At 65.8% G+C, this 12,720-nt stretch carries 7 protein-coding genes and 3 pseudogenes; 3 read left to right on the top strand and 7 right to left on the bottom strand.

Features of this window, described 5'->3' with window-relative positions; translation table 11 throughout:
* Positions 1–59 precede the first annotated feature (59 nt).
* Positions 60–938 (bottom strand): phosphoribulokinase, encoded by an 879-nt coding sequence (locus ACTVZP_RS11755; RefSeq protein WP_443212331.1) that lies wholly within the window; start codon positions 936–938, stop codon positions 60–62.
* Between the two features lie 3 nt (positions 939–941).
* Positions 942–1,937, bottom strand: a complete 996-nt coding sequence (locus tag ACTVZP_RS11750) for a class 1 fructose-bisphosphatase (RefSeq protein ID WP_443212330.1) — start codon at positions 1,935–1,937, stop codon at positions 942–944.
* 92 nt (positions 1,938–2,029) lie between these two features.
* On the opposite strand from ACTVZP_RS11750, the gene cbbR reads away from it, so the two are divergent.
* Together cbbR and ACTVZP_RS11740 are read left to right on the top strand one after the other, a co-directional pair.
* Positions 2,030–2,992: a LysR family regulator CbbR gene (gene cbbR / locus ACTVZP_RS11745; RefSeq protein WP_443212329.1), complete on the top strand. Its 963-nt coding sequence runs from the start codon at positions 2,030–2,032 to the stop codon at positions 2,990–2,992.
* Positions 2,993–3,132: 140 nt separating this feature from the next.
* Positions 3,133–3,637 (top strand): annotated as a pseudogene (locus ACTVZP_RS11740) (IS5 family transposase); the annotation flags it as partial.
* Positions 3,638–3,845: 208 nt separating this feature from the next.
* Here ACTVZP_RS11740 and ACTVZP_RS11735 read toward each other — a convergent pair.
* The 5 genes and pseudogenes from ACTVZP_RS11735 to ACTVZP_RS11715 form a co-directional block, all read right to left on the bottom strand.
* A complete protein-coding gene (locus ACTVZP_RS11735) occupies positions 3,846–8,885 on the bottom strand; it encodes a RecQ family ATP-dependent DNA helicase (protein ID WP_443212602.1) in 5,040 nt (1,679 codons plus the stop codon).
* A 217-nt stretch (positions 8,886–9,102) separates the two neighbouring features.
* Entirely contained in the window at positions 9,103–9,288 is a 186-nt protein-coding gene (locus tag ACTVZP_RS11730; RefSeq protein WP_443212328.1) for a hypothetical protein, read from the bottom strand.
* Between the two features lie 66 nt (positions 9,289–9,354).
* Positions 9,355–10,322 (bottom strand): annotated as a pseudogene (locus ACTVZP_RS11725) (IS5 family transposase).
* A 23-nt stretch (positions 10,323–10,345) separates the two neighbouring features.
* Complete coding sequence (locus ACTVZP_RS11720; protein WP_443212327.1) at positions 10,346–10,567, bottom strand: type II toxin-antitoxin system RelE family toxin; 222 nt, start codon at positions 10,565–10,567, stop codon at positions 10,346–10,348.
* An 84-nt stretch (positions 10,568–10,651) separates the two neighbouring features.
* A pseudogene (locus tag ACTVZP_RS11715) lies at positions 10,652–11,283 on the bottom strand (tyrosine-type recombinase/integrase).
* Positions 11,284–11,632: 349 nt separating this feature from the next.
* On the opposite strand from ACTVZP_RS11715, the gene ACTVZP_RS11710 reads away from it, so the two are divergent.
* Complete coding sequence (locus ACTVZP_RS11710) at positions 11,633–12,673, top strand: sodium:calcium antiporter (protein WP_443212326.1); 1,041 nt, start codon at positions 11,633–11,635, stop codon at positions 12,671–12,673.
* The last annotated feature ends 47 nt before the right edge of the window (positions 12,674–12,720 follow it).

Genomic DNA, 12,720 nt, shown 5'->3' with positions numbered 1-12,720 from the left:
TTGTGCCCCAGTTCCTCCGGTTCCGGCTCGATCCGGAACCGCATTGCATCGCACGGCCGTCAGGCCCGCGCGCGGCGCCCCTCGCGCACCATCCGCTCGATCAGCGGGGTCAGGATCAGCTGCATCGCCAGATCCTGCTTGTTGCCCGGCACCACGATCGAGTTGGCGCGGCTCATCCACGAGCCGGCGATCATCGAGGTGAGATAGGGGAAGTCGATCCCGCGCGGGTTCTTGAACCGGATGACGATCAGGCTCTCGTCCGGCGTGGGGATCCAGCGGGCGATGAACGGGTTCGACGTGTCCACCACCGGCACGCGCTGGAAGTTGATGTCCGTCTCCGAGAACTGCGGGACGATGCAGTGCACGTAGGCGTACATCCGGCGCAGGATCACGTCCGTGACGGCTTCGGTCGTATATCCGCGCTGTGCCCGGTCACGGTGGATCTTCTGGATCCATTCGAGGTTGATGACCGGCACCACCCCCAGCTTGAGGTCCGCGTGCTTGACGAGGTCGACCTCGTCATTCTTCACGCAGCCGTGCAGCCCCTCGTAGAAGAGAAGATCCGTATCCTCCTCGAATGCCGACCATTCGGTAAAATTGCCGGGCGGCACGCCGTATTTCTCGGCCTCGTTGGCGTCGTGGACATAGTGCCGGCTGCGGCCCTTGCCGGTCTCGCCATATTCCCGGAACACGCGTTCGAGTTCCTTCAGCTCGTTCGCCTCGTAGGAGAAATGCGAGAAGGTGGCGTCGCCCGACGCATAGCGGCGCTCGAGCTCGGCCTTCATGTCGGCGCGGTTGAAGCGGTGGAAGGCGTCGCCCTCGATCGACACCGACTTCACGCCCTCGCGCCGGAAGATCTGGTCGAAGGTGTTCTTGACGGTCGAGGTGCCAGCGCCGGACGAGCCGACCACGGAGATGATGGGATACTTCTTCGACACTGATTAACTCCGGAACAGGCCGCGGGTGCTGAAGAGCGCCGATGTCTCTTCGCCGGGCAGGTCGTGGTAGGCGGCGACACGGGCGACCTTGCTCGCGCAGCCGAAGACGAAGGGAGTGCGGGCGTGCAGTTCGGACGGCAGCGCGGTCAGGATCTGCTCGCAGCCGTCCGTGGCGCCGCCGCCGGCCTGGGTGATGAGGAAGGCGATCGGCGCGCATTCGTAGACATGGCGCAGGCGGCCGCGGGCGTAACCCTTGCGCTCGTCGCCCGGATAGAGAAACACGCCGCCCCGGATCAGGATCCTGTGCGTCTCGGCCACCAGCGAGGCGATCCACCGCATGTTGAAGTTCTTGCCGCGCGGTCCCTCGGATCCTGCCACAAGATCGTCGATGAAGGCCCGGATCGGCGCCGGCCAGTGCCGGTAGTTCGAGGCGTTGATGGCGTATTCCGATGTCTCCTGCGGCAGCGCCCTGATGTCGGCCACGCGGCGGAACATGCCTGCATCCAGATCGAGGACCCAGTGCTGCACGCCCTTGCCGAAGGTGCAGACGAGGGCGCATTGCGGCCCGTAGATGATGTAGCCGCCCGCGATCTGCTCGGCGCCCTTGCGCAGGAAGCTCTCGTCGGGTCCGCCGGCCGCAGGGAAGATCGAGAAGATCGTGCCGATGGACACGTTGACGTCGATGTTGGACGAGCCGTCCAGCGGGTCGATGGCGAGTGCGAGGCTCCCCGCGCCCAGCGTCACCACCTCGTCCTGCTCTTCCGAGGCGTAATAGGCGACGGCAGAACCCGTGAGTGCCTCACGAAAGGCATCATCGGCGATCACGTCCAGCGCCTTCTGCCCGTCGCCGCCGGCATTGGTGCCCACGCCCGCCCCGAGATCGTCGTCGAGCGCATTGCGCGAGATGATGCGGGCGACCTTCACCCCCACGCGGGCGAGCCTCTGCATCACATCCGCCAGCTCGGGGCTCAGCCCCAGGTCTTCAAGCTCGATGGCCATGGCTCCTCCTGCCGTTGTCGCCGCGGACGTTGCGTCAGGATCGGTTTCATGAATATTTGAAAATCGGCAAGCAGCTTTAAAGGAAATCTAATATGGCGCGTCTGTCCGGCGTCACGCTCAAGCAATTGCGTGCGCTTCAGGCCGTGGCGCGGCACGGTTCGCTCACCGCGGCAGGTCAGGTGCTGAGCCTCACGACTCCAGCAATTCATACGCAGATCAAGGGGTTGGAGGACGCGGCTGGAGTGCGCCTGCTGCAAAGGGCGGTGGATGGATCCGGCTCCGAACTGACAGAGGCCGGGCGCACGCTTCTCGTCACGGCGGAACGGATCGACGACGCTTTGTCGCAGGCCAGCGCCAATCTCCGGGCGCTGGCGAAGGGGCAGGCCGGTCGCGTGACGCTGGGCGTGGTGTCGACCGCGAAGTACTTCGCGCCGCGACTCGTCAAGGCGCTGAGCATCTCGCATCCCGACATCGACGTGGCGCTCCGCGTCGGCAACCGCACCGAAACCATAGCGGGCATCGAGCGGGGTGCCTTCGACATCGCGATCATGGGCCGTCCGCCGCGTGTTCCCGCGGTGCAGGCCGTGGCACTCGGGCCGCATCCACATGGGCTCGTGGCCGCCCCCGACGATCCGCTCGCCGGCGCACCGGTTCAGCTTGACGCGCTGTTCTCCCAGACCTTTCTCGCCCGCGAGGAGGGATCGGGCACCCGCATCCTCATGTCGCGCTGGCTGGACCGTATCGGCGACGGGCACAGCTACGAGACGATCGAGATGGACAGCAACGAGACGATCAAGCAGGCGGTGATGGCGGGTCTCGGCATCGCCTTCCTCAGCCTGCACACCGTCACGGAAGAACTTGCTTCGGGGCGACTTGTCGAACTCGAGGCTCCGGGGCTTCCGATCCTGCGTCACTGGTTCATGGTCCGGCGCGAGGACGAGACGCCGCGTCCCGTCGCCGCGCGCCTCTGGGATGCCATCGCGGATTTCGGGCCTCCGGCGCCGCAGTTCCTGCCGCCGGCTGCGGATCGCATGCCGGCAGGCGAAGGGCCTTAAACCCACAGCCACAGGCGTAAGGGGAGAGTGAGAGATGCACGCACCCGAAAGGTCGCGGGTGAAGCCGGGGTGTGCTGGCTGGGCCGGAGTATCTCAATGACTTATGGCGCAGCGCGGCTCTGTTTCACAAAGTTCGCGGGCGCATCTGGCGCAAGGTTCACCTCGGGATCGATGAAGAAACACTGGGAATCCGGGCGGGCGATTTCACTGGCAGCGATTACCGGCGATGCGCCCAGGCTGGCCGAATTGCTCGACCAGATCCCGCCCGATCAGGGGATCGGCAGCGTCACCGCAGACGGCGCTTGCGATACGCGCAAGTGTCACGATGCCATCGCCGACCGGGGCGCCCTTGCCGTCATGCCGCCCCGTAAGAATGCCAGGCTCCGGAAACCCGACAGCGCGAGTGCCATTGCCCGCAACGAGGCCCTCCGCGCATCGCAACGCCTGGGCCGGAAAATCTGGCGGAAGTGGAGCGGCTACCATCGCCGGAGTCGGGCCGAAACCAGGATGCACTGCATGGAGCTTCTGGGCCAACGCCTCATGGCGCGGGAGCCTGACCGGCAGGTTGCCGAGCTTCAGCTTCGTGTAGCCATCATGAACGGTCTCACCGCGCTCGGCAGAGCCGTGACCAAGGCCGTGGGATAAGTGTGCCCGGGGAAAGGGGTAGCTCCGTCTTCAGCGGCTTTGTGCAACAGAGCCGGAAATGTGCCAGCGCAGCACTGAGCTCGGCTGGCAGGCTGGTAAGGGCCGGCTTCAACTCTCCGGCCGCCGGGGCGGCCGAAGAGACGCCGGATCGCTCTCTGCGCGCTGTTAAGTTTCAAGTTGAAACATCACCCGAAGTTCTGAGGGAATGTCAGATAGTGCGAGCTGGCGCTTTCTTTCGAAACACGAGTTCGGGCAGGATCGTCTCCCATTCGTCGCGTTTGACATAGCTCTGGAAGCGCTCGTCGTTGTCGGACTTGCGCCAGCGCACGACCGCACCCACCTTGCCCGCGACCAGCACGGTGCCCTCGGGCGGCGCCCATGTCCCCGCCATGCGGCCCAGCACGCGGCGATGGCCGTCGAGGATCAGCCACTTCCCCTCGCGCAACTCGATCGTCACCGGATCGTCGACCTCGGCGGCCGCAATGGCGGCCAACGTCGGACTGGCCTCCGGCAGCCGTCCGGCATAGGACAGATCGACCACGGCCATGTCGGGAACCTGGTACTGGTCCGGTTGCGGAAGATCGATCCTGTGCGGCATCTCGACCTTGCGCAGCATCTCGCAATCGCTGTCAGCCTCGACGAAGGCGTGCGCTCCGTTCGTCACCACCGCCAGACTGCGGCGCGCACGGGTCATGGCGACGTAGAAGAGGCGGCGGGGCGCCTCGCCGTCCTCGCCCTGCGACAGCGCCTTCCAGCCGCCGTTCAGGATCACCACATGGTCGAACTCGAGCCCCTTCGAGCGGTGCGCGGTCAGCAGCAAGAGCCCCCTCTGGGCGCTGCGGATGTCCTGCGCCCATTCGGCGAGCCATTCGATGGTATCGGGAACGGGGATCGTCTTCCTGCCCAGTTCGCGCGCGAGATCCGCGATGCCTTCGGCGATGAGATCGACCCAGCGGTTCGAGCGCTGCTCGTTGAGCACGTCGAGCATGTCCTGAATCGTCAGCATCGCCGCCGGGCGTCGGCGCAGGCCCGCCACGAAGCGCTGCATCTCGCGCAGGCGCCAGATGCTGGGCAGCTTCTCATTCGCCATCTCGACGGGCAGTCCAAGCTTTTCGGCGTAGGCGCGCACGGGGCCAAGCCTACGCCAGTCGCGCGAGATGATCGCGCACCGCGCCCAGGTGAACCCCGGATCGAGCCGCGCGATCCGCACCAGTTCATCGACCGCCGCCACCGCCTGCGCCGTGTCGTCGGCCGCGACGTCAAGAAACTGCACCCGTCCCTGACCGACGGGATCGTGGCGCGCCATCACGCCGCCCCCCGGATCGGCGCCGCGCGCCTTGTCCACGGTGATCGGATGGCCGGCCTTCATCCGACCCCGCGCCAGTTCAATGACCTGGTTCGCCGCATCGACGATGTGCCGGGTCGAGCGGTAGTTCTCGGTCAGGAACTTGGGCTTGGCGCGGTAGTCTTCTTCGAACCGGCGGATGAAGGAGATCGACGCTCCGTTGAAGGCGTAGATGTTCTGGTCGTCGTCGCCCACGGCAAAGAGGCTCAGCCGCTGGTCGGGATCGTCGAGCGAGCGCCCGGCCACGGCGGCGATCAGCGCATATTCCGCGGGACCGATGTCCTGATATTCGTCCACCAGGATCCAGCGGTAGCCCTGAATCAGCGCCTCGCGCTGCGCTTCGGCCTCGGAGCGGCTGAGACCCTCGCCGTTGATCTGTCGCACGGCCTCTCGCAGCACCTCGTCGAAGTCGCGCCGCTCGGCCGTACCGCCCGTGAAGCTGGCCCCCACCAGCCGCATCGCCAACGCATGACAGGTCGAGACGGTAACGCGTGCGGCGTCATCGCCGACCAGATGGCGCAGGCGGGCGCGGATTTCGGCGGCGGCGTGGCGGTTGTAGGCGAGCACGAGGATGCCGCCGGGGTCCTCGCGCTTCACCCGCAACAGATAGGCGATGCGATGGACAAGCACCCGCGTCTTGCCCGATCCCGGCCCCGCCAGCACCAGCACGTTGGTTTCCTCGCGGTCGTCGGCGACGATCTCTTGCTGCACCGGGTTGCCCAGATCCTCGACGATCTGCTTCCACGCCTTGCCGGTGGTCTGCCGGCGAAGCTCCGTGCCGCGGCCGGGCATCCAGCGGCGCAGGAAACTGTCCTGATCGAGGGCGAAGTAATCCCCGGACAGGCGCACGGCCTCGTCGATCCGCTCCAGCCCCGTCTCGGCGTAGGCGGCCATCACGTGGGTCTGAAGGGTCTGCTCGCGGTAGTGCTCTTCCAGCGGCAGGAAGTCCTTTCGGGTGAAGCCCGCGTGCCCCGGCTTCAGGTGGATGGTCATGGCCGAGCGGAACACCGTCAGGCCCTTGCCCAGCGTCATCACCTGCTGCTCGTGCAGCCACAGGAGCGCCCGCTCCATCAGCTTGGTCATGTCCTTCACGCCGGACGCCGCGATCAGCGCGTCGCCGTGCATCGCCGCCAGCAGGTCGCCCAGGGTGGTGTCGACCTGGATGTCCTTGCCCTTCGTGCCCGTGGGCACCTTGCCGATCAGGAACTCGAGCAGTTTCTCGGCCGCCATCCAGCGCACCGCGGCCGTCTGGTCCACCACCCGCCACGAACGCTGCAAGACCACTTCCAGCGTCTTGCTCGTAAGTTTGCGCAGGCGGATGTTGCCACGCCCGCCGTCGCTGTCGCGGCCGTCACGCTCGATGCTTCGCAGAAGGCGGTCGAGGACGTGCGGGCTCGCGTCCTCGTGCCCTTCGTCCCGCAGAAGCTGGCTCGCAGCCGCCAGATCGAGCGGGGCGCCGTCGCCCACGCCGGCCTCGGGCGCCAGCTCGCGCATCCGCTCGATCAGCGCCTTTTCCAGCCGCATCGCCCGCGTCATGCGCTGGCGCGACTGGTTCTCGATGCCGACATGCACCGAGACCGTGATGGCAATGGCGTTGCGCGCGATCCCGAGGGTTTCGAGATCGGCCATCGCCTTGCTCAGCGACCTATGCGTGAGCCCGCTGATGCCGGTCAGTTCGTCGGTCGAGATGCCCTGATCAGGCGGCGTGTTCATGACGTGGCGCACGATGCTCAACAGCTGGTCGCGCCGCGTCTGCGTGATCTCGGCGCCGGTCAGCCGCGCCTCGGCCTCGGCCAGCGTCCGCACCAGAAGCGACGATGGAAAGACCTGCACCCGGTTTTCCTCGCGCGAGACCAGCGTGGCTTCCTCCAGCCACGAGATCGCCGTCCTGACCCGCGTGTCGTCGGTAGCGCTGTCGCGCACGAAGGCGCGATCCTTCTCTTCGCGCACGATTTCGCCCGCGGTCGCCACGACCTTGCCGCTGTTGCGGGTGTGCTCGTCGATCCGGCGCAGCGCCTTGAGGATGGCGCCGATCTCGTGCCGTTCAAGACGCGAGCGTGCGGTCAGGCTGAACTGCCGCTCCACGTCGTCGGAATGGTAAAGCAGCACACATTCGGCGGGGTCGCGGTCACGGCCGGCCCGCCCTGCCTCCTGCAGGTAGTTTTCCAGCGAGCCCGGAATGTCGGCGTGAAGCACCAGCCGGATGTCGGGCTTGTCGATGCCCATCCCGAAGGCGTTGGTGGCCGCGATCACCCGCAGATCGCCCACGCGGAAGCGCTCCTGCACCGCCTGCTTGTCGTCGGGGGTCAGGCCTGCGTGGAAATGCTCTGCGGCAAGCCCCTGGCGTTTCAGGAAATCCGCGATGCGCTCGGTCTCGGCGCGGGTGGCGCAATAGACGACGGCTCCCGACCGGTCGTCCCGCGGCAGACGCTCGGAAATCGTGGCCAGGATGTCCCCAAGCTTGCTTTCCTTCGTCGTCGCCAGCACCGAAAAGGTCAGGTTGGTCCGCGTCGCCCCGCCGTCGAACAGCCCCAGGTCGACGCCCAGACGTTCGCGGAAATGCTCGGTGATGTCGCGTACGACCTCGGGCTTGGCCGTGGCCGTCAGGCACAGCACCGGCGCGGGCGACGCGTCGCCCGAGAACTCGCGGATGAAGCGCCCGATGTAGCGGTAGTCCGGCCGGAAATCATGGCCCCATTTCGACACGCAATGAGCCTCGTCCAGCACCCAGAGCCCGACCTCGCGCTGCGCCAGAACGGACCGGACCGAAACGCTGCGCAACTGTTCGGGCGAAATCAGCAGGATGGCCGCCTGCCCGAGACGCACCCGGTCCAGCGCGTCCTGCCGTTCGGGCATCGAGAGCATGCCGTTGATGGTGACCGCCGACGAGATCCCCGCCCGCTCCATCCCCTGCACCTGATCGGCCATCAGCGCGACGAGCGGCGAGATCACTACCGTCAGCGCCCCGGTCTTGTCGTAAAGGCTCAGCGCGGGAACCTGATAGCAGACCGATTTGCCCGTGCCGGTGGGCAGGATGCCAAGGACGTTGCCGTGGCCCATGGTCTCGGCCACGATGACCTCCTGAAGCGGCCGACCGTCCGCGTCCGCCGGCTGGGGACGGAATCCGTCGAACCCGAACCACTTCCGCAGCGCCCCGACAGGGTCGTTCATCTCGGCGCACCAGCCGCAGGCGGGGTCGCCGCAGTTGGTGTCCCGCAGATCGCGCACGATGAGCGCCGCCTGCGGAAAGGCGGCGCGTACCCACGGCGGCATCACGGATTCGCCGCCCGCGACCGAGATCCAGGCCAGCGCATAGGCCATTGGCCAGCCCGATCGCGGATCTGACAGCGCGTCGAGCGCCCGCCCGACCTGTGCGCCACAGGCCTTGCCGGCCAGCAGGGACCGGATCGCCGCCAGCGCCGCGGCGCGATCGGGCTGCCTTGCCTTGCGGATGTCGGAAAAGATCGCGTCGAAGCCCTCGGACCGGTCCAAGCGGGTCGCGAGATAATGATAGGCGAGCAGGGTGTCGGGAGAGCGATTGCCAAGCTCGGTCAGCGCGGCGATCTGGTTTTCCAGCACCTGAAACACCAGCCGCGCGTCAAGCTCGGGGTCGTTCACATGCCCCGCCTGAAGGCGCCCGTCGTGGTAGTGCTTCACGAGGTGGTGGTAGGGGTTGCGCGGAAAGGCCAGCGGATTGAGCCAGAGCGTGTCGATCGGCGCGGCCATCTTCGCAAGAAGGTGCGGGCGCGCCGCCAGCAGATGCTCGATGTCGTGGCGCAGGATGTTGTGGCCGATGACGTGCGATGTCTTGCCGAGGGCCTCTTCAAGTTGATCAAGGCCCTGCTTGATGTTCCCTTTCGCGGCCACAACGGCAGGCCCATCCCCGAACCGCACCGCTGCGATGTCGAAAACCTCGGCCGTCTTGGGATTGACTTCGAGATCAACCGACAAACAACGCGCCAGCAGCGGCGTCTTGTCCTCCCTCCTCGCGCGCAAGAAACTCAGTAAAGCCATCAATCCCAAGCAAAACAACAGGGTCGCGCGAGGCTAAAGCGCCCCGACCGGCGCCGCAATACACTGCGGCCCGGAACACGTACGCTGCTGCAAGGTCCGCGGCAGTTCAATTGCGCAGATCGTCCGTGGCGATCAGCCGCTCCTTGCGCAGGATTTCAAAGATCAGGTCCGGCACGCCGATCAGACCGGCAAGTCTGCTGGCCCAGCGGCTTTTGCCGATGCCGGGCGGCCCATAGAGCAGCATCGGCGGCAGCTGCAGCCCGGTGTCACCGGATTGCACCGACCGCCGCATTCCGTGCCAGATCGGCTCTGTTGCACAGATCGGGTGATGACGGACCTCACCTTTCTCCGGACAGACCTATCCTGCGACATCTGTGATGGGTGTGCCGAGCGCGGTGAACCCGTTGAGGAATGCGCCATGTCGCGCCACTGGTCCGAGCGACCATGGCGAATGACACGGACTCGGAACTCTGCAACCTGACGGTCGAACTGGCGCGCGGACAGGCGCTGACCCAGGAGCTTGATGCAGTGCATCTTGGTTTCGGCTCGGCTTCGGCGGTGATAGCCGCTCCATCGTCGCCAGATTGTCCGACCGACGCGCTTCGATGTGCGCAGGATCTCGTTGCGGGCGACAGCACCGGAGGTGTCTGGCTTCCAGGGTTTGGCGTTCTTGCGGGGCGGAATGATCGCGGCGCCGCCGCGGGCTGCAAGGGCGTTGTGGCATTTGCGGGTGTCGAAGGCGCGACGGCGGTGACGGTGGCAATCTCCTGCTCGGGCGGTATCTGGTCCAGCAACTCGGGCAGCATGGGGGCGTCGCCCACGTCACTGATGGTGAACTCGGCGGCCCGGATCTCCAATGATCTCTCGTCGATGCCGATATGGATCTTGCGCCATACACGGCGCTTCGTGCCGCCGTGCTTACGGGCGTTCCATTCCCCTTCGCCCTCGACCTTGATGCCGGTGCTGTCGATCAGCAAGTGCAGCGGACCGTCCGAGCCCCGGTAGGGGATGTTCACCTTCAGGGTCTCCTGGCGGCGCGACAGCGTGCTGAAGTCGGGCACCGCCAAGTCCAGGCCGATCAGACGCAGCAGGCTCACGACGACCCCGTCGTCCGACGCAACGCCATGGCGAACAGCACCTTCATCGTCAGGCAGGTCTGGATCGCGGCGTCACTGCACTCGGGCTGGCGGCCACGCTTGCCCGTGGGCGCGGCTGCCCAGGCAATGGTGGATCAAACCAGATCGCCAGTGGACCGCGGTGCTTGAGCGCCTTGTTGTAGCCTTGCCAGTTCCGGGTCTTGCGGGCCGAGGGTGTCGGTCTGATCACGCAGCCCAGCTACCACGCTGGATTCACGAGATGAATCCCCTTGGCCAATTCGTGCAACAGAGCCCTCGCCAGTCGCCGATCCGCAGCCGGATGCCCTCTCGGCCCTTCAAGGACTTGACGTTATTCGCCTGCGATGCAGGATCCTGCGCATAATCCTCGATCTTGGAGCGGATCAGCGCGGCCGTGTTTTCGGGCATCCGGCGCAACGTCCTGAGAGCCGCCTTCGTGCAGCTGATCTGCTTCATGGGGTAGCTTCAGGCTACATGCGCCTCCACGTCAAGGTCGTTGTCGCCCGAAGCTACATTCTCGGTCGGCACGTCGCGACCATGCTAGAGGTCGATCCCTTCCGACAGCGTCAGTGCATTGTCCGGATCGACGCCGAGGAAGCGCACCGTGCTGTCCATCTTCGTGTGGCCCAGCAGAAGCTGGACCACCCGCAGATTGCCAGTCTTCTTGTAGATCCGCGCCACCTTCGTGCGGCGCATCGAATGGATGCCATAGGCACTGGGCTCGAGACCGATCTGAAGAACCCACTCACGCATGATCCGGGCATACTGGCGCGTGGACAGGTGCGGGCTGGTATGGAGTCGGCTGGGCCAGAGATAGTCGCAGCCGATCATCTCGGGGTCATTGATCCACCGATCGAGCGACAAGCGGGTGGTCTCGGTTATCTCGAACCGAACCGGCTTGCGCGTCTTGCCCTGCGTCACCGACGCACGCTCCTTGACGCGGCCAGCGGCGTAGACATCGTTGACCCTCAGGCGGACAAGATCGCAGCCTCACAGCTTGCCGTCGATGGCCATGTTGAAGCGCGCGAGGTCCCGCTTGTTGTCGGCCATCTCGAGGCGGACGCGGATCGACCAGACATGTTTCGGCAGAAGCGGCCGCTTCTGACCGACGATGCGCCCTTGTTCCAGCGCGCGCGGACGGGGCGGAGGGCAGGCAGGATCTCGGTGGACATGGTTCTGCTCCTGTCCCCTGCGCCCACCGCGCCCTCGGCTCGGCCGATGGCTGGAAGGATAGCATCATCAGCAGGTCCATCACGCTTCTACGGGTCACGCCGGGCGCTGAGCGGCCTGATGCAGACGCGGCGTCGCATCCGCGGCATCCTGCCAAACCGGCCGCTCAAACCGACGGCCCGAACGGCGCGATGCGCAACAGTTGGGCGGCAAGCTCCTGAAACAATCTTTGGCCTTTGAACCTGTTGCTGCCGCGCCGCGTTCGCACTTGGGAATGGACGCCGGCGGGGCTTGCGGTGTGGACGCCTACCGGTCTTTCCGAGCTCCGCGTTGAAAGGGTAGGAGCGAACCATGTGGGACGATCTCTCGACGACGATCCTGATCGGGGCGTTCCTCGCCGCCAGCGTGGTCATCTTCTTCACAGGCCTTCGGATGACGGGTCTCGCCGACCGGCTGGCGGATCGCACGGGTCTTGGCGAGGCATTGATCGGCGGCGTCCTGCTCGGGGCCGCGACCTCACTGAGCGGGATCATCGTCTCGATCACCGCCGCGCTCGACGGTCGCGCCTCGCTTGCGTTTTCCAACAGCGTGGGTGGCATTGCGGCGCAAACTCTGTTTCTGGCGATCGCCGACATGTTCTATCGCAAGATCAATCTCGAACATGCCGCAGCCGATCTTGGCAACGTCTTCCAAGGCATCGTGCTGATGGTGTTGCTGACGCTGCCGTTCCTTGCACTCTCCTCGCCCGAGTTCACGATCTGGGCGGTGCATCCGGTATCCTTCGCCCTCCCTCTCGTCTACGCCGTAGGGCTGGTCGCGGGCAGGACAGTTCACGAGGAACCGATGTGGACACCCGTGGACACCCAGGAAACCAAGATCGATCAGCCGGAGGAGGAGGACGAGGAGAGCCGTGCCCAGAGCACCCGGCGCCTCTTTCTTGCCTTCGGAGGTCTCATGCTCCTGATGGGAACGGCGGGCTACGTAATCGCGAAGAGTGCCTCGGAATTGGCCGACAAGACTGGGATCGCGGATTCGATCGTAGGCGCGCTCGCCACCGCTCTGGTGACTTCCATGCCGGAACTGGTCACTACCATCGTTGCCGTGCGCCGCGGCGCCTTGCTGCTCGCTGTAGGTGGCATCATCGGAGGCAACACCTTCGATACCCTGTTCCTGATGGCGTCCGACATCGCCTACCGGGACGGCTCGCTCTATCATGCTGTGGGCGATGCGGACTATTACTGGATCTCCACGGCGCTCCTGATGACCGGCATCCTGACAGGCGGCCTGATCCTGCGGCAAAGGCAGGGCCCTGCGCGCATCGGGGCCGAGAGCATCCTCCTCCTCGTGATCTACGCGGGAGCGGTTGCCGTGCAGTTTCTTGTGGGTGCTTGAGTTCGCGCCTCAGTTCGACCCACCGTTCAACACGACCCGCCAGAGGT

Source organism: Rhodobacter sp. NSM, from assembly GCF_052244495.1.
Taxonomy (GTDB): domain Bacteria; phylum Pseudomonadota; class Alphaproteobacteria; order Rhodobacterales; family Rhodobacteraceae; genus Cereibacter_A.
The sequence above is the reverse complement of the archived record's forward strand: the minus strand, read 5'-3'. Positions and strand labels throughout refer to the sequence as shown.

Bases quoted from the DNA above. Each gene is read 5' to 3' on its own strand.
- ACTVZP_RS11750 (WP_443212330.1), bottom strand. From the start codon at position 1,937: ATGGCCATCGAGCTTGAAGACCTGGGGCTGAGCCCCGAGCTGGCGGAT.
- cbbR (WP_443212329.1), top strand. From the start codon at position 2,030: ATGGCGCGTCTGTCCGGCGTCACGCTCAAGCAATTGCGTGCGCTTCAG.
- ACTVZP_RS11730 (WP_443212328.1), bottom strand. From the start codon at position 9,288: ATGCGGCGGTCGGTGCAATCCGGTGACACCGGGCTGCAGCTGCCGCCG.
- ACTVZP_RS11720 (WP_443212327.1), bottom strand. From the start codon at position 10,567: ATGAAGCAGATCAGCTGCACGAAGGCGGCTCTCAGGACGTTGCGCCGG.
- ACTVZP_RS11710 (WP_443212326.1), top strand. From the start codon at position 11,633: ATGTGGGACGATCTCTCGACGACGATCCTGATCGGGGCGTTCCTCGCC.